Here is a 22,816-nt window from a genome sequence, read left to right as displayed (position 1 = left end):
GCGCCGGCGCGCCCGGGGGGGGGGGGGGGGCGCGCCCCCCCCCCCCCCCCCCCACACCCATGCTGTACGCCCCTTATCGCGGCGCGTCAGCGTGCCGCACCGAAATCCTGCGTCCAGTAATGGTTCGGCTGCGCATAACCGATTCCGATCTCCTTGAAGGAGCAATCGAGAATGTTCCGCTTGTGGCCGGGGCTGTTCATCCAGCCCTCCATGACCGCTGCGGGAGTGCTGTAGCCGTACGCGACGTTCTCGCCGTACGTGCTCCAGGTGTATCCGGCGCGGGTGATGCGCTGGCCCGGGTCGGAGCCGTCGGAGCCCGTGTGGGACATGTTGGCGTGCGCGGCCATGTCCTGGCTGTGGCTCTGGGCGGCCGCTGTCAGCTTCGCGTTGAGGGTGAGCGCCGGGCAACCGACGGCGGCGCGCTCCTGGTTGACGAGGGCGAGGATCTGAGCCGTGACGCCGGACGCCGGGGCGGCGGCCGGCTTCGCCGCCGTCGGTGCCTGGACCTGCGGCTTCTCGCTCGCGACCGGCTGCCGCGTCGGCTGCTGCTCCTGCTGCTGCGGGGGTCGGGGGGCCGGGACGACCGGCTTCGCGGGTGCTTCCGGGGTGCTCTCGGTGGCCTCGGGGCTGCTCTCGGCCGGGAAGGTCGGGAGGGCCGCGGGTGCCTCGGGGGCCGGGGCGCTCGACGCGAGGGTGGGGGCGCTGTGCCAGGGGCGCATCTCGTGCCGGCCGGCGAGCTGCGTCCGGTCGGCGTCCGGCCCGCCCAGGCAGGCCATGGCGGCCGTGGGCGCGCCCACGATCGCCAGGGCCCCGACGGCGATCGCTATTTTCCTGTAGTGCTTTTTCTTCTTCCGGTGCTTCTGCATGCGTGACCTCATTTGGTGATCGCGAAGCTTCCGGCGCCCGAACCGCGAGGCGCCGGAGGAGTCGCCATTCTTAAAAGCCCGGCAACGGCCTGGCAAGTTATGGCTACTAATGCGATTAGGAGATTCGGGGAGCGGCTTGAAACGAGTCGAGGATCATGTATCGCCGCGGTGCGGCACGTGCGGGAAGGGCCTGATGGTCGGCCAGAAGCCGCCGGAACAGGCAAAACGCGGACTTGAGTATGAGGGCGGGGGATTCCGTTTCCACCTGAGAGGGGAATGTCGATTCCAAAACGGACAAATCTTGAAATGTCGGTGGGTTGATGTGGGCCTGGAGATTCCGCTTTCGGTCCGGCCGGCGTGACGTATGTCACGGAATCCGCAGCCGCCCGGTGCCGGCCCACCGACCGGGGTCCCGAACGGGCGCCCGGGGCGAGAATGGGGGTCCACCACGGGGTCGGCCGAGCGGCTGGGGGCGTGCCGGTGTTGCTCGTACGGAGGAACGGGAGCGGCCGCGCAGGCGGCCGGCCCGCCCGCCCCGGGGCGGTGGGCCTCGGCGCGGCGGCCACAGCCGGGCCGGACGGCCTGCTGCGCACCCCTGCCGGGCGGATCCCCCCGCTGCGCCGGGTGGACCGCCCCGAACTGGCCGGAGCCCACCCCGCGCACGGACGTCCCGCCGAGGGGCACCCCGCCGAGGGGCACCCCGCCGAGGGGCATCCCGCTGACGGGAGCCGGACCCCGGCCGCGCCCCCCGCCTACATCCGCCGCGATGCGGAACCGCAGCTGCGCGAGGCCCTCCGCCGGGCGGGATTCGTCCTGCTCGTGGGGGAGTCCACGGCCGGGAAGTCCCGGCTGGCGCACGAGGTGGCCCGCTCGCTCTTCCCCCGGCACGCCTTCGTCCGGCCCTTGAGCCGGGCGGCACTGCCGCAGGCGCTGCGAACGGCCGCGCGCCGGCGCAGAGCCGTCCTGTGGCTGGACGACCTGGAGGTGTTCCTCGGTGCCGGGGGCCTGACCGCGGCGATGCGGGCCGGACTCTGCGCCGCCCCGCCGGGCCGGCGCGTGGTGCTGGCCACCCTGCGCACCGAGGAGTACCGGCGCTTCGACGCCCGCGAGAAGAGCCGGCTGACGGGCTCCGACCGGGATGCCTGGCGCACCCAGCGGGACGTACTGGAGCGGGCGGAGGTGGTCCGGCTCGCCCGGCACTGGTCGCAGGAGGAGCTCCGGCGGGCCGCGGCCCACCGGCAGGACCCGCGGATCAGTGCGGCGTTACGGGCGGGGGAGCGTTTCGGCCTCGCGGAACTGCTGGCAGGCGGGCCGGAGTTGCTCTCCGCCTGGCAGAACGCGTGGTCGCCCGGCACCCATCCGCGCGGCGCGGCGGTGGTGGCCGCCGCCGTGGACTGCCGGCGGGCCGGGCTGCACCAGCCGGTGAGCCGTGCACGGCTGCACGAGCTGCACCTGCCCTACCTGGCCGGGCGCGGCGGCGGTGACCTGCAGCCGGAGCCCTTCGCCGAGGCGATGGACTGGGCCCGCACGGCCGTGCACGCCACCGGCGGACTGCTGGCCGGCCACCACACCCAGGGGTACACGGCCCTCGACCACCTGCTGGGCACACCCGGCCTGGCCCCGGTGCCCGACCACCTGTGGCGCGCCCTGGTCACCCGGGCCACGCCCGCGGAGGCGTACGACCTGGGGCTGCTGGCCCACCAGGAGGGACGGCCGCACCGGGCTGCGGAGGCACTGTCCCGGGCCCGGCGGGGCGGGGTGCCCGGCGCCGACTTCCTGCTCGCCCTCACCATCGGGGACGCGGGGCGGCCCCGCCGGGCGGCCGCGGAGCTCGCCGGTATCACCCGCCGGCGGGAGCGCGGACTCGGGCCCCGTCACCCCGACACCCTGGCCGCCCGCCACCAGCAGGCCTTCTTCACCGGCGAGGCGGGCAACCCGCGGGCCGCGGCGGCCCTGTTCGCCACCTTGGCCGCCGACACGGCGGCGGTCCTCGGCCCCGGTCACTCCGACGCCTTCGCCGCCCGCCACCAACTCGCCCATTTCACCGGAGAGTCGGGCGACCGCGCCGAGGCCGTCAGGCAGCTGGGCCGCCTCCTCGCCGACCGGCTGCCGGTGCAGGGCCCGGAACACCCCCAGGTACTGGCTGTCCGGCGCGGTCTGATCTGGTACGGCGCGCGCGAAACCGCCCGGTCCGAACGGCAGTTGGCAGAGCTGCTGGTGGACGTCGAACGCTGCCTCGGCCCCGACGACCCGCACACCCTCGCCGTGCGCAGCAGCCGGGCCGCCCTCGTCGCCCGGGCCGGCCGGACCGCCGAGGCCGAGGCGGCCTGGGCGTCGCTGGCGGCCGACCGTACCCGGGTCATGGGCCCCGACCACCCGCACACCCTGTACGCCCGGGTGGAGTGGGCCCGCGCCCGGAGCGCCGCGGGCCGGCCCGACGAGGCCCGCGCCCTGCTGCTCCGGATCCTCGACGAAGCCGAACCGCTGCTGGAACGCGACCACCGGAACCTCCGCCTCGCCCGTGACCTGCTGGCCACCCTCACGGCATCCGGCCCGGGGCACCCGTAACCCCCGGCAGCACCCCGGCGCCGCACGCCGCGCACCCGCCTCGGCCGGGGCAGCACCCCGCCGGCGTCCGCGGACGTTAGTCGGTCGACGGGGAAGGCGCAGCCTTCCCGCGCACAACTCCTCGTACCCAAGGAGACGACAGGTGTTCCCCACGGTCCTGAGCCGGTTCGGGCGGTCGGTCGCCGCCACAGCCGCAGGTGTACTCGTCACGGGCCTCCTCGCCACGGCGCCCGCCCTTGCCACGGCGCCCGCCCTCGCTGCCGCGCCCGCCCTCGTGTTCGACCGGAACTTCCCGGATCCGGACGTCGTGAAGGCGGGCCGTACGTACCACGCGTACGCCACCAACAGCGAGGCCGCCCACATCCAGCACGCCACGTCCACGGACCTGGTCCACTGGTCGCCGGCCGACACCGACCCCCTGCCCCGCCTCGGGGACTGGGCGGAGCCGACGCGCTCGCTCGTGTGGGCGCCGGAGGTCTTCGCGAACGGCCGTGGGTTCACGATGCACTACACCGCCCGTGACCGCGCGAGCGGCAAGCAGTGCATCGGCGCGGCTCTTTCCCCCTCCCCGGACGGTCCCTTCGTGCCCGCCGGCCGGGAGCCGCTGGTCTGTCCGGCCGAGCAGGGCGGCGCCATCGACGCCGCGAGCTTCACCGAGGACGGCCGCCGCTACCTGCTGTGGAAGAACGACGGCAACTGCTGCGGGCTCGCCACCCGGATCCACCTGCAGCCCGTCTCCTGGGACGGCACCCGGACGACGGGCGGGCCCGTCCCCCTGATCGGTCAGGACCTCGCCTGGGAGGGGCAGCTGGTCGAGGCCCCGACACTGGTGCGGCGCGACGGCCGCTACGTCCTCTTCTACTCGGCCGACTCCTACGCCGACCACCGGTACAAGACGGGATACGCCGTGGCCGACCGCCTGACGGGCCCCTACACCAAGGCACCGGAACCGCTCCTGTCCACCGAATCCCTCGGGGGCGCGGTCCGCGGGCCCGGCGGACAGGACGTCGTCACCGGCCCGGACGGCAGGGACCGGATCCTCTTCCACGGCTGGAGCCCCGACGGCTCCGGGCGGCGCCTGCTGTACGCGACCGGTCTCGACTTCGCGGACGGCACACCGCGCGTCTGACGCCTCAGCCCCACTTCTGGCGGTCGGAGCCGTCGCAGGGCACGGCCCGCAGCCCCTGTTCGCCGTCCTCCAGACAGGTTCCGGCGGCCCGGTTCTTGATCTCGACCGATGCATCGGCCAAGGCCGTCACCGCCCACTTCTGGGAGGCGGCCTTGCTGCACGACGCACCCCGCAGCCCGGAGGCGCCGCTGTCCAGGCAGGCGCCCGTGGCGTGGTTGCGCAGCTCGCTGGTGCCGTCGGGATTCGGGTGGACCGTCCACCGCTGGTAGCTCAGCCCGTTGGGCGTGAACGAGCGAAGCCCGTTGTCGAGGCTGTGGTCCAGACAGTCGCCCGTGACGCGGTTGACGAAGATGCGGCTGTGCTCGACGAGCCGTGCTCCGCCGGGCCCGGCCGCGGTCGCCGCTCGCGCGGACTCCTGAGGAGCGGCTGCCCCGCGCGCCGGGGCCGCTCCCGAGGGCCACAGGACGAACGACGCCAGCGCGCCGCCGCACAGCAGCCCGGCGCACGCACCGGCCACGGCCCACGCCCAGCGGCGCTGCGCCCACGCCCCGGCCGCACGCCGCCACCTGCGCCACCGGGTGTCCGCCACCGGGACCGGGCCGACCGCGTCTGTGGGCGGCTTCGGCTGGCACCGGTCCGCCGCCTCCCACAGCGCCCGGTACTCCGCAGGGTCGGCACCCAGGGCCCGGCACAGGTCGCGGACGGTCGTCCAGGGCGGGACCGTGCTGCCCCGCAGATAGCGGGAGAGCGACGAGTCACTGATCAACACCTCGGATTCCAGCGATCGCAGCGTACGGCCGGACCGCCGCTGCAGAGCCCGTAGCGCATTCCCCAACTGCTGCCCCGCGCTGGGCTGCTGCCCACCCAGGCCCGTCATGCCCGCCCCCTTCCGGCGGCCGTACACCGATGCCCCGGAAGGCCGCCCCGTGTCCCGGGATGGTCGTGTCCCAGCAGGTCAGCACCTTAGGGATCCCGACATCGCCGAAGCAAACGGGACAGCGTTGCAGCGGCCGTCCCGACCCCCGCAGACTCCTTCTCGTCCCGCCCCGCAGCCGGTGCCGAGCAATCGTCACCGTCCCGTACGGGGCCGGGCCCCTCGACGGCCGTGCCCTGATCGCGCGGACCGTCCATCTCCCTCCGTCCGCCGTGAACGGCGCACGCGAGCAAACAGGCAACACCAGTCACACAAGCAACGTGAGCAACAGACGCAACACGAGAAGCAGGAGATTCCGCATGTTCAAGAAGACCACCCGGCGTTGGGTCACCGCGACGTTGACGGCGATGCTGTGCGCCGGATCCCTCGCGCTGACCGCGCAGTCCGCACCCGCGGCTCCCCAGGCCTCCGCGGCCGCCGCTGCCCGGGCGACGGCAGACGACGCCGGCCGCGCCCTCGCGCCTCACGCCGGTCAGGACGAGGCGGCCCGGGCGGCCCAGGCGGCTCCCCGGGTCACCCGTGCACAGGTGCTGGCGCGGGCGAAGACCTGGCTGACCGCCAACAACGGGCGCCCCGTTCCCTACAGCCAGACCAAGCGGTGGAAGGACGGATACCGTCAGGACTGCTCCGGCTACGTCTCCATGGCCCTCGGTCTGCCGAAGCCCGGCCCCAACACCGTCTCCCTGAAGAACGACGGGTTCACCCGCCGGATCGCGATGAAGGACCTCGCCCCCGGCGACCTGGTCATCAAGGCCAACAGCAACAACGCCGACCGCCGCCACGTCGTGATCTTCGACGGCTGGGCCAACAGCGCCCACACCGTCTACAAGTCCTACGAGCAGGCAGGTGGGGCCGGCACCCGCTGGAAGCAGCACTCCTACGGGGTCAACGGCCGTGACGGTTACCACGCCTACCGGCCCGTCAACATCGTGGGCTGATCCGCCCGCCTCCCCTTCGCGCGGGGCGGGCGTCCTCCGCCGCCCCGCGCCGCCTCCCCAGCCACCACATCCACCTCACCCACCCCCCTCACCGAGGAGAGCCATGAACACCGTTCCGACGACCGCGAAGAGGCTCCGGGCCGCCGCCGCCCTCGCGTGCGCGCTGCTCGCCGCCGGGTTGGCCACGGCCACGTTCACCACGGAGGCCGGCGCGGTTCCCACGGCCGCGGCGGACACCGTCCAGACCCTGCGCAACGACGCGACCTCCGCCTGCCTGGACGACAGCGAGCACGGGGTCCGCACGTACACCTGCCTGGGCAACGACCACCAGAAGTGGAACGTCCACCGGTGGGCCGACGGCACACGTGAACTGCGGAACATCAAGACGGGCAGGTGCCTGACCGGCGGTCCGGCGGGCCAGGTCACGCCGTATCCGTGCGACAAGGCCAAGGACCAGAGCTGGTTCGTCCACCGTTACCCGGACGGGGCGGTCGAGCTGAGGAACCAGCAGACCGGCCTGTGCCTGGACGACAGCCCGGCCCATCACCTGCGCACCTTCGCGTGCGGAACCCACAGCCAGAAGAGTCCGTACCAGACCTGGCGCTGAGGCCGGACGGCAGTACGGCGGCGGCGCCCGTCCACTGCGGTGGACGGGCGCCGTTCCGGCGTGCGGGAGGGTCAGCGCGGGGAGAGCCTCCGCCGGCGCCGGGCGTACACCGCGGCACCGCCGACCGCCGCCAGGGCGGCGGCCCCGGTGACGGCGACGGGTTGCCAGGACGCTTCGTCGGCCAGCCGCTCGGGCACGGCGGCCGCGGCCGCCGTGGCCCGGGCCGGCTGGTCCTGCGTGAGGTCGGCGTAGCCGCCGGCCAGACCCTTGCGGTCGTACTCGGAGCCGGGCAGCTTGTCGCCGTACCGGGCGGCCACCAGCTTCTGGTAGGCGGCGAGGGGGAGGGAGCGCTTGCCGCCGAGGCCGGTGTTCGCCTCCTCGTTGAGCGGTTCGACCGTGCCCTCGGCGGTGAGCCGGTACCAGGCGTGGATCTGCGGCTCGGTGAAGACGCGGGCCTGCGGGGTGCCGCGTTCGGCCAGGCTGAGGTCCTTGTCCCCGTCCCGGATGCCGGCCAGCTGCCAGCCCTCGGCGCCGGGGTTCTGCGGGGCGCTGCCCGTCGGGGAGGGGTTCCCCTGCGGCGCGAGCAGGACGGAGGCCGGACGGCCGTCGGAGGCGTTCACCCGGGAGGCCAGGTACGAGAGCCGCAGCGCGGTCTGCGGGCTGTTCTGGCTCTTGCCGGCCACGAACTCGGGGCTGATCTCGAACATCGGCACCGGGTCCTTGAGGTCGAACCGGGGCGGCGCGGCGGGAGCGGCGGGCGCGTTGGCGGGGCCGCCCTGGCTGCCGCCGTCCGCTGCGGCGGGACCGCCGGGCTGGCGGGTCTGCACCAGGAAGCGGGAGACGGTGTCCCGGACCTGGTCGCTGCGGAGGGTCTGTTGGGCGGACTGGTAGCCGGCGATCCCGTCGCCGTCCGCACCCTGTGCGGAAACGTTTCCGCACAGGGTGGCGGCCAGTGCGGTGGTGGCCAGGACGGCAGCCCGGACCGCTGTGCGCCGGATGCGCCGCATGGTGTGCATGGTGTGCATGGTCGGGTCCTCTCGTCAGCCCTGGATGCCGACCCGGGAGTGGGTCCATTGGAACGAGTTGTTGTTCACGTAGGTGGAGTAGTCCCACCAGGTGTACGTCTGGGTGGTCTGCCAGGGGTCGCCGACCGCGATCATGTTGGTGGCGCTGTCGTAGCCGTAGATGACGTTCATGTGGCCGCCCCCGCTGCGCCAGCCGAACCGGACGGCGAACGGCCGGCCCGCGGCGATCTCGGCCGCCGACTCGCTGAACGAGGCGTTGCGGTACAGGCTGCGGCCGCTGTTGCCCATCCCCAGCTTGGCCAGGCCGTTGGCCATGTCCTCCAGCGTCGCCGGCTGGTTGTTGCAGTCCACCCACGTGCCCTGGGCGGCGAGTTGGCAGAACCGCTCCTGGGTGACGTTGCGGCCCCAGAACTTGGCGATGGTCACGCCCGAGGCGTCCCAGCACCACTGCGTCCTGACCTGCTTCTGCATGTCGATGTTCAGGGACTTGGCCGTCGTCGGACCGGGGTTGGGCTTGGTCGGCTTCGGGTTCGGGGTCGAGCCGCAGACGGGCAGGCCGGTGGTGTTCTCGCGGATGAACGCGTCGGCGATGTAGTAGGAGCCGGTGTAGATCCACCGGGAGTTGTTCTCCACGGTGTCCCCGGTGGTCCGGCAGGACATCTGGATCCGGTCGCCGACCTTCGAGGAGCCGTTGATCTGGGCCGAAAGGGACGGCGTGGCACGGTGGTTGACCGTCCGGTAGTTGCCCTGCCCGCCGTAGACGGTGCCGCTGACGGAGCCGGCCTGCGCGAAGGCGCCGAACCCGAACAGCAGGCCGCCGGAGAGGGCCGCGGTGACCGTGGCTATCACGGCTTTCTTGCGGCGGGACATGCGACGTTTATGCATCGTGCTCCTTGAACCGAGAGGGGGTGACCCGCGGGCCGACGCTGCATGGCGTTGCAGCCCGGCCGGGGTTCCGTGGCCGGGCATATCGGTGCCGCTTTCCTCGATTGGATGGGGTGCCGGGAATCCTGCCAGAGAGAAAGGGCGATTTGAACGAGGTTGTTCTACGCGCAAAGATGTCGCCCGTTCAACCATCGCGCGAGATGGCATGACGGATCGTCAATTAGCTTTGTTTCTGGGGGGTTTGAGGGAGGGGGAGCGGCTGGTCCAGTCCATCTCGCCCGGTTCGACGGTGCGCGGACTTTACGGGAACTTGACGGTGCGTGACCCGTCATTAGATGCGCCGTCAAATAGCCGAATAGCGCTGCGTGCATGCCGCGTGACTCTCCATATATTTTTCAATGGAGAATCGCTCCCGTCGTGGATGGCCCATCCGCGTGCCACGGCGGTTCGGGGGCGGAACGGAGCGTGACCAGCCGTGCCCGCAGTGTCGATACCCGCGGACAGGGCTTCAAGTGTGTCCTATCCGGACCTTAAGGGACGGATAACAGAGGCCCCACGACCACTCATCGGCCCCTTGGCGCCCCAATTCGCCCTTAGGGTCACCGGTGTTGACCGAGGCACTTCCGATGCCGCCGCCGCACCGGCGGATCGGCTTTACCAAGAGGTTTCTGATGTCCCGAAAGCGAATTGCCCTGGCCTGCGCGGTCGTCGTCATCGGGGTCGGCTCCGTCGTCGTCCCCGTGGCCGCCAATGCCGGAGAGGAGGACGGCCTCAGCGCAACCTGCCGCGTCGCGGACCAGGCCACCGCGTGGTGGGCGTCCGGCGAGGTCTCCCTGACCAACAAGGGGGACCGGCCCGCACGGGACTGGACCGCCGAGTTCGACGTGTCGCAGGGGCAGGTCACCATCGACAACCCCTGGGCGTACGAACTGCGCCAGGACGGCAAGCACGTCACCGTCAAGCCGATCGGCGACCGCGCCGACGTGGCCGCCGGAGGCACCCGGGCGGTCAAGGTCGGCATCAACCCCGCCGGCAAGGGGATACCCAGGATCAGCGGATGCAAGGTGAACGGCGCGTCGGGCACCGGCACCAGCACCGCCGTCCCCGCCGACAGCGGCTCCTTCGTCAAGGACCACACCGCCGTCCACCTGATGTGGAAGCCCCCCGCCGGCGGCGCCGAGGTGGTCCGCTACGAGGTCTTCCAGGACGGCAAGCAGGTCAAGACCGTCAAGGACACGATGACGGACGTCGAGCAGCTGGCCCCCGCCACCCGGTACGCGTTCAAGGTCCGTGCCGTCCGCGCGGACGGCCGCACCACCGGATTCAGCAAGGACATCGTCCTCACCACGCTGGCCGCGCCCGGCCAGGACAAGGCGAAGCCGGTCATCCCCGCGGACCTGGAGGCGACCGCCTCGGGCCCCTTCCAGGCCTCCCTGCGCTGGCACGCGGCCAGCGACGACGTCGCCGTCACCGGCTACCGGATCTACCGCAACGGCTCGAAGATCCAGGAGGCGGACGGCAAGGCCACCTCGGCCACCGTCTCCGGTCTGACCCCGAGCACCGCCTACCGGTTCAAGGTCACCGCCGTCGACGCCTCCGGCAAGGAGTCCGACCCGACCCGCGAGGCGCCGGTGACGACCGCCGCGGCGCCGCCGGACGGCAACAGCGGCACCGGTGCCCCCGGCGACTTCGCCGCCACCACCGCCACGAAGCAGGACGGCACCGTCACCCAGCACTACCTGAACCTCACGTGGTCCGTTCCGCAGGGCGTCGGCCAGATCACCACCTACCAGGTCCACCTGAACGGCAAGCCCGCCCAGACCTTCATGTGGGGCACCGGTGACCCGGTGATCCCCGTCCCCACGGGGAAGGCCTCCCGCGAGGTGCTCGTCGGGGCCCACCCCGGCACCACGTACACCGTGAAGATCCGGGCGCGGCTCGGCGACGGCAAGTGGGGTGCGTTCTCCCGCGAGCTGACCGTGAAGACCGGCGGCTGACCTCCCGACCCGACAGCCCCCGCCGCACCTCCGACCCCATGACCAGGAGCATCCCCTCATGAGCACGACCCGTCCCGCGCCGGCCCCCGCCGCGGCCCGTCGCACCGCCGCCCTGCGCCTCACCGCGCTCGTCGCCCTCCCCCTCGCCGTGACCACCCTCGGCTCCGCGCCCGCCTCGGCCCACGGCTCCACCGCCGACCCGGTGAGCCGCAGCGTGGCCTGCACGAAGAACCCGAAGGCGAGCGAGGCCTGCCGGCTGGCCCTCGCCCAGAGCCCCGGCATCCCGGGCGACTGGAAGTCCGTCGTCCAGGGCCGGGCCATCGACCACAGCACCCCCACCTCCTCCCCGCAGCACCGCGCCCGCATCCCCGACGGCCAGCTGTGCAGCGCCGGCAGCGCGCAATTCTCCGGCCTGGACCTGGCGCGGGACGACTTCCCCTCCACCACGCTGCCCAGCGGCGCCGAGTACGACCTGCGCTACGACATCAGCGCGCTGCACAACCCGTACCGCATGGAGATGTACGTCACCAAGGACGGCTACGACCCGAAGAAGCCGCTGAAGTGGTCGGACCTGGAGGACACCCCGTTCCTCAGCGCCGACAACACCGCGGCCACGGCGGCGCCCGCGGGCTTCCTCGGGGCCAAGGCCTTCACCTTCAAGGCGGTGCTCCCGGAGAAGAAGGGCAAGCACCTGATCTACACGGTCTGGCACGGGCTGAAGCGGCCCGACGGCTCCTTCCAGAGCGAGGAGGCCTTCTACTCCTGCTCGGACGTCACCTTCAAGTAGGCGGACGCCGGCAGGCACCCCCCGAGCCCGGGCACCCCCTCACCCGGGCTCGGGGACACCTCGCACGTTCACCCGTCTCCCTCGGCGTACCAGCGCACTGCCCCGCTGCCGAGGGCGATCGCGGCGCGGGTCCGCATGGGCCCCTCGCCGCGGCGCGAGAGCAGCACGACCTCCTCCACCCGCGCCGCCAGGCTGCCCAGGCGGGCCGCGCAGTCCGCGGCCAGGCGTCGCGGATCGTGCGTACGGCCGAGCGACAGGTGGGGCGTGAAGCGCGGGAAACGGCCGCCGCAGCGGGGAAACGGCTCGACCAGGTCCCGGTGGAGGGCGGCCCAGGGAGCCGGTCCGGCCGCGGCGGGGTCGAGCCACACGGTCGAGTACGCGCGGTGGCGGAAGAAGCGCACCCCGCTGAGGCGGATGTCGAACGGCTCCGTGGCGGCGGCCGTGGCGGCCAGCAGGGGTGCCGCCACCGGGAAGTCGGATTCCGGGACGAAGCCGAAGACCAGGTTCACGTGCGGCGGCCACCGCCGGATCTGGGGGTCGTGCACGGCCCGGATGCCCTGGATGGCGGGCCACAGCCCGGCCGGGGGAAGCCACGCAACGGCGGTCCGCGGGGTGGGAGCGACATCGAGGAAGCCCGGGACACCGGGGGCTCCGCTTCCGCCGTCGGCGCTCGGGAACGCGTTCACGCTCCCATGATGACGCCCGTGCGCGGTCGTTTCCGGTTCAGGTGGGGCGCGGGGCGGGGGCACGCCACTACCTGCGTTCACGCGCCCCCGCTGGACACCCCGCCCACGCTCCCCGTCTTCCGGCGCGGGACACGCCCGGGGATCACCCGCTCAGGACAGCCGTCGGACCGCGGCGTGGTACGGGGTCTGCGTGGGCAGGGTCCGGAGCGGCCCGGGTGTCCGCCGGGCCGGCACGGGCGGCGGCCGCCGCCGGCCCCTGCCGCCCCTGCGTCGTGTGGAGGTGCTCCGTGTACGTGACCCCGCCGGTCGGTACTCCGGCCGAGGCCGGCCCCTGTTCTGCCCCCTACGCCGCCGGCTGCGTCGGCGCGGGACACCGTACGGGGGCGCGGGCATGACCGCCCCGTCCCGCTCGCCGCTGTCGGAGCCCACCCCGCTGCTCCGGGAGGCCCGCGCTCTCCTGCCCGGGGCCATCGACGTACGCCGCTCCCTGCACCGTGCCCCGGAGCTGGGCCTGCACCTGCCGCGCACCCAGCGCACGGTCCTCGACGCCCTGGCGGGACTCCCGCTGACCGTCACCACGGGAGACCGGCTCAGCTCCGTCACCGCGACCCTGCACGGCGTCCGCCCGGGCCCCACGGTCCTGCTCCGCGGTGACATGGACGCCCTGCCCCAGCAGGAGGACACCGGCCTGGAGTTCGCCTCCGGCGTGCCCGGAGCCATGCACGCCTGTGGCCACGACCTGCACACGGCGATGCTGGTCGGCGCCGCCCGGCTGCTGGCGGCCCGCCGCGCGGAGCTGAGCGGAACCGTGCTGTTCATGTTCCAGCCCGGAGAGGAGAACGGGGGCGGAGCCCGCCACATGATCGAGGAGGGGGTACTCGACACGCCCGCGGGGCGGGGCGCGGACGCCGCCTTCGCGCTCCACGTCACGACACGCTTCGAGAGCGGCACCCTGTACGTGCGGCCGGGCCCGGTGTACGCCGCCGCGGACCAGATCCACATCACGGTCCGCGGCCGGAGCGGGCACGCCTCCGCACCGCACCGCGCCCTCGATCCCATTCCCGTCGCCTGCGCGATCGTGCAGGCGCTGCAGACCCTCGTCACCCGCACCGTGCACGTCTTCGACCCGGCGGTCGTGACCATCGCCCGCATCCAGGCCGGCACGACCACCAACATCATCCCGGAGACCGCCGAACTGCACGGCACCTTCCGCACCATGACCGCGGAGACCCGCAAGCGCCTGCGCGCCGGGATCGAGCAGGTGGCCCGCCACGTCGCGGCCGCACACGGGGCGGACGCGGAGGTGGACCTGGTCGAGGGCTATCCCGCCCTGCACAACGACGCCGCGTTCACGCAGACGGTCGTCGAGGCCGCCGCGACGGTCCGCCCCGACCTGCCCCGGGAGCTTCCCGAACCGGTCATGGGCGCCGAGGACTTCAGCTACGTCCTGGAGCGGGTGTCGGGCGCGATGGCCGTGCTGGGCGCCCGGCCGCCCTCCGTACCGGCCGAAGACGGCCCGGACTGCCACTCCAACCGCGTCGTCTTCGACGAGGACGCCATGGTCACCGGCATCGCCGTGCACGCGGCCGTCGCCCTGCACCACCTGGCCGGGGGAGGGGGCGAACCCGCGCCGGCGTGACGGCACGGGTGTACGGCGCCTGGGCGGGTGTACGGGCCTGGGCGGGCGTACGGCGGGGGTCGCCCCGCCGCACACCCGTCCCGGGCATGACTCAGGGGCTGGCGTTGAGCTCCGCGACGATCGAGGCGGGCGTGTGGCCGCTGCCGTCCGAGAGCCGGTGGAAGTCGACGGACACGAAGTTCGGGCTGCGGCCCCCGGCCGCCGGCCGGCACTGCTCGGCGATGCGGTTGCGCAGCTTGCTGCCGTTGTCCAGCGCAGCCGTGAGGACGGTGGGCACGTTCCGGTGGTGGCTCATCGTGAACAGCCGCCGGAATCCGGGCTCCCGGCGGTCCAGCGGCACGTCGGCCCAGCGGCTGACGCACGCGAGGTCGTTGCCGAGGTCCCCCAGGCTCCAGTAGTTGCTGACCGTCCAGGACCTGTCGTACATGACGCCCAGGTGCTCGCGATCGGACCGGTCGGAGAAGATCAGCAGGCGCTTGCCGGAGGTGACGAGGTCGGCGACCTTCGGCCAGCCGTGCTGCCGTACGCCCCACTCGTCGGCCCGGAACAACAGCTCGGGCAGGCCCCGGACCCGGCCGAGGGACTGCTGGAGCTGCTCGGCGCCGACGTAGTCCTCGAGGAAGACGGTCACGACCTCCTGGGGATGGGCGGCGAGGAAGTCCACCACGGTCTGCATCGTGCCGTGGAAGGACTGGCGCGGTAGGGCGTACGTGGCACCGGCGAACGTCTTGCAGTCGCCGTGGCACAGGTACACGTCGCTGGGGTAGCAGTCGCTGCCGAAGCTGATGACGCACAACCAGGTGCTGCGCTCGTACCAGTGCGTGTCCAGGCTCAGGCCGCGGACGCCGTTGTCGAGCTGGTGGCGCACCGACTCGGCCTGGTTCACCGAACTCCAGCGGGAGTCCTCGTAGTTGGTGAAGGCGTTGTGGGTGGTGAGGAACGCGACCTCATCGAGGCGGCGCTCGCCCCAGCGGGCGGCTGCGGCCTCGGCCGCCCGCGTGTCGGCGGAGGCGGTGACGGGGGTGGGGGGAGTGGCGGCGGGGGTGCGGGCCGGGGTCGAGGCGGCCGCGGCGGTCGCCGTGCCGAGGAGTGCCAGCAGGAGGAGGCACGCGAGGGAATACCGGCCGCTTCTTCGCAGCCAGAGCATGTTCATGCCAATCATGGGGCGGAGGGTAGCGTGCGGACCCGCGATCCGCGCCCCCGCGGACGCGTCCGGCCGAAACGTGACGCCCGCTCGCCGCGGCGCACGGCGGAACCGGCCGGGCGTCCGCAGATTCGGGAATTCGCCCGTATCTCCCGTATCTCCCGTATGTGCGCCGCCGACCTAGTGCTGTGATCGCATGGGTTCACCGGGTAGGGGGTCCGCGCGTGCTGGGATGCGTCGTGATGTCCAGTCCGCCCCGCGGGACGGTTCGGCGAGCAGCCTTGAGGGCGCGGGAGTCCTAGCCGTTTCCCCACCGATAGCGCGAACACCCTGGCGGCGCTGACCTGGTGGGCCACGGCGAGTTGGGCTGCGGGCGTGAGCCGCGGCGAGCGGCCGCGCAGGCGGCGGCACCTCGCGGACCCGGCCTCGTGGGCGGCGTACGCGTGCACGTCCGCATCCGGCGTCGGCCACGCGTCCCCACGCCTGGCACACCCGCCCCTGGGCCATCGCGGAGGCGGGGCGCCAACTGCGCGAGTACAGCCGCACCCCCCCGGGACGCCTGCGGATCGACCTGGGCGGGTTCTACGCCATCCCCGACATCGGGATCCCCGTGTCCGCGATCGGTGACTGGCTCCTCGTACTCGCCGACCACCTGAAGCGGAGCATCGAGGACGGCGAGGTGCCGCCGCCGGCGATCCCGCAGACCCACTGGGAGTGGCACGCGCGGTTCCCGGAAGTCGGGCAGCTGCTGGGCGGCTGGTTCTCGCAGGACATCGTCGACGAGTTCCCCGACCACGAGGCGGCGGTCGCGGACTACGCCGCCACCACTGCCCCCCAGCTCGTCGCCCGCCTCGTCGGTGAGCTCCACGAACTCCTCGCCCTCCCGCTCGACGAGGGCGACTACGCCTCGGCCGCCGCGGAACTCGGGGGGTGGCGGGCGTTCTTGTCGGGCCAGCGCAGGTAGGCGTGCAGGGCCCGGGTCTGGACGGTGTGGTCGGGGTGCTGGGAGTCGGCGGGGGTGAACTGCCGCAGCGGTCCGAAGTGGGCCTCGACGGGGTTGGCAACGAGCAACCCGGCAAGGGTTCGCGGTCACAGCGCCAGCAAAAGCACCTTTACTTCATATGAAATTATTAAAGGTGAATAGGTGAAGTCGGATTGATGATCGGGGCGGGCTGATCGTGCATATCCTGTGTGCTGCGAGGCGCCCCGAGGGGGAAAGTCCATTACCGGGATTCCGCCTCGCGCTTCCTTTTCCTTTCGCGACCTCACTCAGAAGCGGACATGGAATGACTACTGCGCACTCCGATGTGCGTCCGGCGGCGCTGCCGACCAACGACGACTACCGGCTGGGCACCGACGCCTACACCGACGAACAGCGCACTGCGGTCCTCGACAAGCTGGCGGAGTACCTCGGCGAGCGGAACGGGCGCATGCTGGGCTACCAGGTCAACCTGTCGCTCGACGGCCACACCTCCCTCGGCCGTTTCCTGGGCCACCACATCAACAACGCCGGGGACCCGTTCGTCGACAGCAACTACAGCCTCCATTCCCGATGGCTGGAGCGCGCGGTCCTCGAACACTACGCACGCCTGTGGCACACCCCGCTGCCCCGGGATCCGGCCAACCCGCAGGACCGGGACGGGTGGGGCTACGTCCTGTCCATGGGCAGCACCGAAGGCAACCTCTACGCCCTGTGGAACGCCCGCGACTACCTCGACGGCAACGCCCTGGTGCGCGACGAGGTCTCCGGGAGCGCCAGCTGCCGCACCAGCTACCTCCGGGCCAAGCACCCCGACGACAACCCCAACGCCTACTCGCCGGTGGCGTTCTTCTCGCAGGAAACCCACTACTCCCACATCAAGGCCATGCGGGTGTTGGACATCCCGACCTTCTACGACCTGGGCGGAAGCCTCTACCCGGGCGAGTGCCCGATCGATCTGACCGGCACCGGGATGCAGACCTACAACGGCTGGCCGCTCGGGGGCGTCCCGACCACCGGTGGTGACGAGGGACCCGGCACCGTCGACGTCGACGCCCTGGTCGCCCTCGTGGAGTTCTTCGCCGCGAAGGGGCACCCCGTCCTGGTCAACTTCAACGTCGGCAGCGTCTTCAAGGGTGCCTACGACGACGTCCAGCACGCCTGCGAGCGCCTCCGCCCCGTCTTCGAGGCACACGGCCTGGTCGACCGCACCGTGCGCTTCGACCCCGACGACCCCGAGCGGGTCAGCGTCCGCAACGGCTACTGGATCCATGTCGACGGGGCGCTGGGCGGCGCCTACGCCCCGTACCTGGAGAAGGCCCGGGACGCCGGGCTCATCGACACCGCGCCGCCGGTCTTCGACTTCCGGATCCCGGAGGTGTCGTCGATCGTCACCAGCGGCCACAAGTACCCCGGGGCGCCCGTTCCCACCGGCATCTACATGTCCCGCGCGGGATCCAAGCTGCGCCCGCCGTCGGACCCGGCGGTGGTCTCCTCCCCGGACAGTACGTTCGCCGGCTCCCGCAGCGGGTTCGCCTCCCTGGCCATGTGGAACCACCTCGCTCAATTCAGCGAGGAGCAGCAGGTGCGGCAGGCCGCCGAGGTCCTGCGGATCGCCGAGTACACGGCGGACCGCCTCAGGAAGCTCAGCGTGCAGTTGCAGGAGCGCGGCGAGCCGTGGGCCGAGGACGGCATCGAGGTCGGCCACGGAGACCACGCGCTGAGCGTCTGGTTCCAGCAGCCCCGGGCCGACATCGCGCGAAAGTACTCCCTGGCCTGCGTCCCTCTCGACCTCGGTGGCCGCCGCCACGACTACAGCCACGTCTACGTCATGCCGCACGTCACCCAGGAGCTCGTCGACGAACTCCTCGACGACCTCTCCCGCCCCGGAGCGTTCGACCGCTCCGCCGAAGCGGAGGCCGAGCGGCCGCCGCTGCCCGGGCAGCGCTGACCCGAGACCCGCGCGGCCCGTCCGAGGACCGACCGCGGCGCGGCCCCGGCCGCGCCCGCGACCTACTAGGGCGCGTATATTTGCGGGATGTGCCTTCGTGGCACGGTCCGGTCCGATGGACGGTCTTACGTGACGCGAGTGCAACTGACCGATCCGGATGGGGAGTTCATCGAGCCGTACCTGCCGATCGGCGAGTACGGCCCGTACCCCGAGCGACTGCGGCAGCAGTTCGAGGGCGTGATCTGGCGGTTCAAGACGGGCCACCGGGACCACCGGTGATCACGACTCGATGTGCCCCTGGGTGACGCCCTGAAGTGCCGGACACCAAGGGCGGGCAGGAGTCGGGTCAACGGTCGACCAGCCGTGGACGCGGGGCCTCACCCGTGGATTCCGCGTCGGTGTCGTCGGTGCCGACGGGGCCGCGGGGAAGCAGCCGGTCCAGCCACTTCGGCAGCCACCAGTTGGTCCGGCCGAGGAGTGTCATGGTCGCCGGTACCAGCACCATGCGTACGACCGTGGCGTCGATGAAGATCGCGGTGGCCAGGCCGAGCCCGAACATCTTGCTGGAGGGGTCCTCGGCGACGGCGAAGGACAGGAAGACCGCCACCATGATGAGGGCGGCCGAGGTGATGATCCGGGCGGTGCGCGAGACGCCCTCAACGATCGCCGTGCCGTTGTCGCCGGTGCGCAGGTACTCCTCGCGTACGCGGGAGAGGAGGAACACCTCGTAGTCCATCGACAGGCCGAACAGGATGGCGAAGAGGAACATCGGGATGAACGACACGATCGGAACCGTCGCTTCCAGCCCGATGAGTGCGCCTCCCCAGCCCCACTGGAAGACCGCGACCATGATGCCGTAGGCCGCGCCGATGCTCAGCAGATTCAGCAGTACCGCCTTGAGCGGTACGAGTATCGAGCGGAAGACCAGCATCAGCAGCAGGAACGACATCGCCAGCACGGCGGCGACGAACACCGGCAGGCGTTGGCTGGTGCGTTGGCCCACATCGGACAGGCTCGCGGCGGCGCCGCCGACGTGGGCCCTGGCCGGGCCGTGCCCGATCGCCGTGGGCAGCACGTCGGTGCGCAGCCGGGCGATGGTGTCGGCCGTGGCCTTGTCCTGAGGGCTGGTGGTCGGGAACACCACGAGGGTCGCGATGCCGGTGGCCCGATCGATGTGCGTCGGCGCGACGGATGCGATGCCCGGATCCGCCGCGACCGCCCCGACGAGTCGGTCCAGCACTCCCGGATCACCGGTGGGGTCCGCGGCGATGACGAGGGGACCGTTGATGCCCGGGCCGAACCCCTCGGCGACGAGGTCGTAGGCCCGGCGCTCGGTACGGCTGGGGGGCAGTGAGCCGTCGTCGGGCAGGCCGACGCGCAGACCGAGCACGGGCAGCGTCGCGGTCAGCAGCAGCCCCGCCGCGCCGATCGCGTACAGCACCGGGTGCCGGCTGACGTGCCCGATCCAGCGCCGCCAACCGGCGGCGGGAGCGGCGCCCGCCACCCTGTCCCGCCGCCGTGCGAGTCGGCCCAGCTTCCCGGTCTGCAGAGCCCGGCCGACCCGGCCGGCCCGGGCCAGGCGTGGGCCGGCGGCGCCGAGGAAGGCCGGCAGGAGCGTCACCGACGCGACCACCATGGTCAGAACGACGATCGAGACGGCGAGCCCGCCCACCGTCATGAACGGCACGTTCGCGACCGCCAGGCCGAGGATCGATACGACGACGACGCCGCCGGCGAAGACCACGGGCCTCCCCGCCGTGGCCACCGCTCGCCCCGCCGCCTCGTGGGGATCGAGCCCGCGCGCGAGGTACTCCCGGTGCCTGGCGAGCACGAACAGTGCGTAGTCGATGCCCACTCCGAGCCCGACCATGCTGCCCAGGACGGGGGCGAAGGTCGGGACGTCCGTCACCCCCGCCAGTACCGTCATCGTGGCAACTCCGATGGTCAGCCCGAAGACCGCCATGCCGATCGGCAGCGCGGCGGCGACGAGCGAACCGAACGCCAAGAACAGGATCGCGGCCGCGGCGAGGAGGCCGATCAGCTCGCTCGCGCCGCCGTCGGGGTCGGAGAAGGCGTAGAAGAGGCTCCCGCCCATCTCGATGCGCAGGGGCAGCTCGGCGCGCAGCCGGTCGCCGAGATCGACGAGGGCGTCGAGGTCTTCGGCCGACAGCCGGCTCTGGTCGGGATACTGCACCCGGACGACTGCGATCCGCCCGTCGGCCGAGACAAGGCCGCCGCGCACGGCGGTGTCCCCGCCCGCGTCGAGTGCCCCCGCCGGGTCGCTCGTGCCGAGCACGTGCGGCAGCCGCTTCACCTCGGTCTGCAGCCGCGTGAGAGCGGTGCGCGCGCCGTCGTCGTCGAAGAACGTCGCACCGCCGTCGAGGGGGGTGACGACCACTTGGGCGGTCATCCCCTCCTGGCCGGTGCCGGCCCGCTCGATCAGTTCCGCGGCCCGCTGGGAGTCCAGTCCCGAAGCGGTCATCGAGTCCGCGGTCCGCCCGCCGAAGGCGACGGCGGCGAGGACGGCGAGCGTGGTGGCGACCAGCCATGCCGCGATCACCCGCCAGGGATGGCGGGCGGCGCTTGCGCCCAGGCGCAACAGGGCTTTCGAGAGCATCGGGTCCTCCAACCACCTCGTCGGCCGTCCTTGTACGGCCGCCGATGCCGAGGTTCGTCGCTACGGCGCTCCGCGGCATCGGCCCGCGGGCCGCGGATCCGTCGGCCCCAGGGCGGAGTGACGACCCGTCCTTTCGGCTGATGCGCGGCACGCCGCGGTCCTTAGGCTGAGAACCGTGCTACGAGACGACCTGCGAACCCTGTGGACCGAACCCCGGCCGCCCGACGCGCCCGCCCGGGTGTGGCGGGACTGGGCGCTGCTTGCCGCGGGCCTGGGCGGTGTGGCGCTGGAGGCCACCCTGCGCGAGAACGTCGTGTGGCGGCCGGTGGCGGTGGTGCTGGCCGTATGGCTGTGCCTGCTGCCCTTGTGGCGCCGGACCCGCCCGCTGGCGATGGTGACGCTGGCGTTCGGCTCGGTGATCCTGCTTCCGGTGGCCTCGCTCGTCGCCGCACCGCGCGAGCCCGTCGGTCTGTACACCGGCGCGGTCGTGCTCGTGCTGGTGTACGCGCTGCCCCGGTGGGGATCGGGACGCGAGATCGTGCTGGGCGGCGCGGTGATCCTCGCGGTCGGCGTGCTGTGTGTCGTCACGGACGAGACCCCGGTCGTCGAAAAGGTCGTGGGCCTCGTCTTCCTGCTGCTGCCCGGCGTGGTCGGGGCTGCCGTGCGGTTCCGGGTGACCGCTCGCGAGCGGCAGTTGGAGCAGGTGCGCTCCCGCGAGCGCGAGCAGCTCGCCCGGGAACTGCACGACACGGTGGCCCACCACGTGTCGGCCATGGTGATCATCGCCCAGGCGGGCCGGGTGCTCGCGGGCACCGACCCGTCCGCCGCCGTCGAGGCGCTGGAGGGGGTCGAGGAGGAAGGGGCGCGCACGCTGGAGGAAATGCGCGCCATGGTCGCCGCGCTGCGTGACCGCGGGGTCGGCGCCGAGCTGGCGCCCCCTGCCGGAGTCGCGGATCTGGAGCGCCTGGTGCGCACCCCGGGGGGTCGCCTCAGGGTCGACCTGGGGCTCGACGGCGAACTGGACGCGCTGCCCCAGGCCGTGGACGCGGCCGTCTACCGGATCGTGCAGGAGTCGGTGACCAACGCGCTGCGCCATGCGGTCGACGCGACCGAGCTCGTCGTTCGGGTCGCCGCGGAACGGCACACGGTACGGGTGAGCGTGCGCGACGACGGCCGGCGCACCGGCCGGGGTCGCGACGGATACGGACTTACCGGACTGCGCGAGCGCGCGACCCTGCTCGGCGGCACACTACGAGCCGGCCCGGGTACCGACCGGGGCTGGCATGTCGAAGCCGAACTGCCGAGAGCGAGGAGCGAGAGCGGTGTCCATTCGCGTCCTCGTCGCTGACGACCAGACGATCATCCGCACCGGGTTGCGGATCATGCTGAACGCCCAGCCCGGCATCGAGGTGGTCGGCGAGGCCGCCGACGGGCGGAAAGCGGTACGTCTGGCCCGCGAACTACGCCCCGACGTCTGCCTGTTCGACATCCGCATGCCCGTACTCGACGGGCTCGAGGCCACCCGGCTGGTCGCCGGCCCGGGCGTCGCCGACCCGCTGGCCGTGGTCGTCATCACCACGTTCGACCTCGACGAGTACGTCTACGGCTCACTGCGTGCCGGCGCCCGCGGGTTCCTCCTCAAGGACACGGGACCGGACCTTCTGGCGCAGGCCGTACGGTCGGCGTCCGACGGTGAGGCGCTCATCGCGCCCAGCGTCACCGTCCGTCTGCTCCAGGCATTCGCGGACCTGCCCGCCGGCCGGCCCGTGGCCCAGCCGGTCTCCCCCGTCACCGCCCGCGAGGAGCAGGTGCTCCTCGCCGTCGCTCGCGGGCTGACCAACACCGAGATCGCCGATGCACTGCACATCAGCCTCAGCACGGTGAAGACGCATCTGGCCAGCCTGATGGCCAAACTCGGCGCCCGCAACCGGGTCGAGATCGCGATGTGGGCCTACGAAACGCGCCGCATCCTCCCCGGAACCTGAGCCGGGTGCCGGGCCATGTCCCATGAGTCCCCGCCCGGACATCAGCCCACCGGGCCGCATCAACATCCCCACCCACACC

The 22,816-nt window shown here is 72.5% G+C and carries 18 protein-coding genes and 2 pseudogenes; 12 read left to right on the top strand and 8 right to left on the bottom strand.

All coding sequences use genetic code 11. The annotated features are described in order from the left end of the window. Window positions 1-86: 86 nt before the first annotated feature. Window positions 87-866 carry a CAP domain-containing protein gene (locus ACFVGY_RS00145; RefSeq protein WP_385668444.1) on the bottom strand — a complete coding sequence of 260 codons (780 nt, stop codon included), beginning with the start codon at window positions 864-866 and terminating at the stop codon, window positions 87-89. A 480-nt stretch (window positions 867-1,346) separates the two neighbouring features. Here ACFVGY_RS00145 and ACFVGY_RS00140 point away from each other — a divergent pair, with 480 nt between their 5' ends. Together ACFVGY_RS00140 and ACFVGY_RS00135 are read left to right on the top strand one after the other, a co-directional pair. Beyond that, entirely contained in the window at window positions 1,347-3,434 is a 2,088-nt protein-coding gene (locus ACFVGY_RS00140) for a hypothetical protein (RefSeq protein WP_385668441.1), read from the top strand. A 142-nt stretch (window positions 3,435-3,576) separates the two neighbouring features. Continuing rightward, entirely contained in the window at window positions 3,577-4,563 is a 987-nt protein-coding gene (locus tag ACFVGY_RS00135; RefSeq protein WP_385668438.1) for a glycoside hydrolase family 43 protein, read from the top strand. Window positions 4,564-4,567: 4 nt separating this feature from the next. Here ACFVGY_RS00135 and ACFVGY_RS00130 read toward each other — a convergent pair whose 3' ends face one another. Next, window positions 4,568-5,440, bottom strand: coding sequence for an RICIN domain-containing protein (locus ACFVGY_RS00130; protein ID WP_385668436.1), 873 nt, complete (start codon window positions 5,438-5,440; stop codon window positions 4,568-4,570). A gap of 356 nt (window positions 5,441-5,796) precedes the next feature. Here ACFVGY_RS00130 and ACFVGY_RS00125 point away from each other — a divergent pair, with 356 nt between their 5' ends. Then, window positions 5,797-6,435: a hypothetical protein gene (locus tag ACFVGY_RS00125; RefSeq protein ID WP_385668433.1), complete on the top strand. Its 639-nt coding sequence runs from the start codon at window positions 5,797-5,799 to the stop codon at window positions 6,433-6,435. Window positions 6,436-6,538: 103 nt separating this feature from the next. After that, window positions 6,539-7,042 carry an RICIN domain-containing protein gene (locus ACFVGY_RS00120; RefSeq protein WP_385668430.1) on the top strand — a complete coding sequence of 168 codons (504 nt, stop codon included), beginning with the start codon at window positions 6,539-6,541 and terminating at the stop codon, window positions 7,040-7,042. Between the two features lie 71 nt (window positions 7,043-7,113). Here ACFVGY_RS00120 and ACFVGY_RS00115 read toward each other — a convergent pair whose 3' ends face one another. Together ACFVGY_RS00115 and ACFVGY_RS00110 are read right to left on the bottom strand one after the other, a co-directional pair. Next, window positions 7,114-8,067, bottom strand: a complete 954-nt coding sequence (locus ACFVGY_RS00115) for a hypothetical protein (RefSeq protein WP_385668427.1) — start codon at window positions 8,065-8,067, stop codon at window positions 7,114-7,116. Between the two features lie 15 nt (window positions 8,068-8,082). After that, entirely contained in the window at window positions 8,083-8,937 is an 855-nt protein-coding gene (locus ACFVGY_RS00110) for a papain-like cysteine protease family protein (protein WP_385668424.1), read from the bottom strand. A 686-nt stretch (window positions 8,938-9,623) separates the two neighbouring features. Between ACFVGY_RS00110 and ACFVGY_RS00105 the strand changes: the two genes are divergently transcribed. Together ACFVGY_RS00105 and ACFVGY_RS00100 are read left to right on the top strand one after the other, a co-directional pair. Then, window positions 9,624-10,949, top strand: coding sequence for a fibronectin type III domain-containing protein (locus ACFVGY_RS00105; protein ID WP_385668421.1), 1,326 nt, complete (start codon window positions 9,624-9,626; stop codon window positions 10,947-10,949). A gap of 58 nt (window positions 10,950-11,007) precedes the next feature. Then, window positions 11,008-11,736 (top strand): lytic polysaccharide monooxygenase, encoded by a 729-nt coding sequence (locus ACFVGY_RS00100; protein ID WP_385668418.1) that lies wholly within the window; start codon window positions 11,008-11,010, stop codon window positions 11,734-11,736. Between the two features lie 68 nt (window positions 11,737-11,804). Here ACFVGY_RS00100 and ACFVGY_RS00095 read toward each other — a convergent pair whose 3' ends face one another. Further along, complete coding sequence (locus ACFVGY_RS00095; RefSeq protein WP_385668415.1) at window positions 11,805-12,422, bottom strand: 2'-5' RNA ligase family protein; 618 nt, start codon at window positions 12,420-12,422, stop codon at window positions 11,805-11,807. Between the two features lie 391 nt (window positions 12,423-12,813). On the opposite strand from ACFVGY_RS00095, the gene ACFVGY_RS00090 reads away from it, so the two are divergent. Continuing rightward, on the top strand, window positions 12,814-14,061 hold the full coding sequence (locus ACFVGY_RS00090; RefSeq protein WP_385668412.1) for a M20 family metallopeptidase: 1,248 nt from the start codon (window positions 12,814-12,816) through the stop codon (window positions 14,059-14,061). A gap of 91 nt (window positions 14,062-14,152) precedes the next feature. Here ACFVGY_RS00090 and ACFVGY_RS00085 read toward each other — a convergent pair whose 3' ends face one another. Continuing rightward, window positions 14,153-15,223 carry a PI-PLC domain-containing protein gene (locus tag ACFVGY_RS00085; RefSeq protein ID WP_385668409.1) on the bottom strand — a complete coding sequence of 357 codons (1,071 nt, stop codon included), beginning with the start codon at window positions 15,221-15,223 and terminating at the stop codon, window positions 14,153-14,155. Window positions 15,224-15,815: 592 nt separating this feature from the next. Here ACFVGY_RS00085 and ACFVGY_RS00080 point away from each other — a divergent pair. After that, window positions 15,816-16,073 (top strand): annotated as a pseudogene (locus ACFVGY_RS00080) (contact-dependent growth inhibition system immunity protein); the annotation flags it as partial. On the opposite strand, the pseudogene ACFVGY_RS00075 reads toward ACFVGY_RS00080, so the two are convergent. Continuing rightward, window positions 16,039-16,267, bottom strand: a pseudogene (locus ACFVGY_RS00075) (IS630 family transposase); the annotation flags it as partial. The pseudogenes ACFVGY_RS00080 and ACFVGY_RS00075 overlap by 35 nt on opposite strands. A 224-nt stretch (window positions 16,268-16,491) precedes the next feature. Here ACFVGY_RS00075 and ACFVGY_RS00070 point away from each other — a divergent pair. Continuing rightward, entirely contained in the window at window positions 16,492-18,135 is a 1,644-nt protein-coding gene (locus tag ACFVGY_RS00070; protein ID WP_385668406.1) for a histidine decarboxylase, read from the top strand. A 129-nt stretch (window positions 18,136-18,264) separates the two neighbouring features. After that, entirely contained in the window at window positions 18,265-18,414 is a 150-nt protein-coding gene (locus ACFVGY_RS00065; protein WP_385669863.1) for a transposase, read from the top strand. A 67-nt stretch (window positions 18,415-18,481) separates the two neighbouring features. Here the strand turns inward: ACFVGY_RS00065 and ACFVGY_RS00060 are convergent, their stop codons facing one another. Then, the gene (locus ACFVGY_RS00060) at window positions 18,482-20,752 is read right to left on the bottom strand and encodes an MMPL family transporter (RefSeq protein WP_385668403.1); all 2,271 of its coding nucleotides are present in this window, start codon (window positions 20,750-20,752) and stop codon (window positions 18,482-18,484) included. Window positions 20,753-20,927: 175 nt separating this feature from the next. Here ACFVGY_RS00060 and ACFVGY_RS00055 point away from each other — a divergent pair, with 175 nt between their 5' ends. Together ACFVGY_RS00055 and ACFVGY_RS00050 are read left to right on the top strand one after the other, a co-directional pair. Next, a complete protein-coding gene (locus ACFVGY_RS00055; protein ID WP_385668400.1) occupies window positions 20,928-22,100 on the top strand; it encodes a sensor histidine kinase in 1,173 nt (390 codons plus the stop codon). Further along, window positions 22,075-22,737: a response regulator gene (locus ACFVGY_RS00050; protein ID WP_385668397.1), complete on the top strand. Its 663-nt coding sequence runs from the start codon at window positions 22,075-22,077 to the stop codon at window positions 22,735-22,737. Before ACFVGY_RS00055 ends, ACFVGY_RS00050 begins: the two co-directional genes overlap by 26 nt. Window positions 22,738-22,816: the final 79 nt, after the last annotated feature.

This window comes from Streptomyces sp. NPDC127106, assembly GCF_042677605.1.
Taxonomy (GTDB): domain Bacteria; phylum Actinomycetota; class Actinomycetes; order Streptomycetales; family Streptomycetaceae; genus Streptomyces.
The sequence above is the reverse complement of the archived record's forward strand: the minus strand, read 5'-3'. Positions and strand labels throughout refer to the sequence as shown.

Bases quoted from the DNA above. Each gene is read 5' to 3' on its own strand.
- ACFVGY_RS00120 (WP_385668430.1), top strand. From the start codon at position 6,539: ATGAACACCGTTCCGACGACCGCGAAGAGGCTCCGGGCCGCCGCCGCC.
- ACFVGY_RS00130 (WP_385668436.1), bottom strand. From the start codon at position 5,440: ATGACGGGCCTGGGTGGGCAGCAGCCCAGCGCGGGGCAGCAGTTGGGG.
- ACFVGY_RS00145 (WP_385668444.1), bottom strand. From the start codon at position 866: ATGCAGAAGCACCGGAAGAAGAAAAAGCACTACAGGAAAATAGCGATC.
- ACFVGY_RS00115 (WP_385668427.1), bottom strand. From the start codon at position 8,067: ATGCACACCATGCACACCATGCGGCGCATCCGGCGCACAGCGGTCCGG.
- ACFVGY_RS00060 (WP_385668403.1), bottom strand. From the start codon at position 20,752: ATGCTCTCGAAAGCCCTGTTGCGCCTGGGCGCAAGCGCCGCCCGCCAT.
- ACFVGY_RS00085 (WP_385668409.1), bottom strand. From the start codon at position 15,223: ATGATTGGCATGAACATGCTCTGGCTGCGAAGAAGCGGCCGGTATTCC.
- ACFVGY_RS00070 (WP_385668406.1), top strand. From the start codon at position 16,492: ATGACTACTGCGCACTCCGATGTGCGTCCGGCGGCGCTGCCGACCAAC.
- ACFVGY_RS00090 (WP_385668412.1), top strand. From the start codon at position 12,814: ATGACCGCCCCGTCCCGCTCGCCGCTGTCGGAGCCCACCCCGCTGCTC.
- ACFVGY_RS00100 (WP_385668418.1), top strand. From the start codon at position 11,008: ATGAGCACGACCCGTCCCGCGCCGGCCCCCGCCGCGGCCCGTCGCACC.
- ACFVGY_RS00105 (WP_385668421.1), top strand. From the start codon at position 9,624: ATGTCCCGAAAGCGAATTGCCCTGGCCTGCGCGGTCGTCGTCATCGGG.
- ACFVGY_RS00110 (WP_385668424.1), bottom strand. From the start codon at position 8,937: ATGTCCCGCCGCAAGAAAGCCGTGATAGCCACGGTCACCGCGGCCCTC.
- ACFVGY_RS00125 (WP_385668433.1), top strand. From the start codon at position 5,797: ATGTTCAAGAAGACCACCCGGCGTTGGGTCACCGCGACGTTGACGGCG.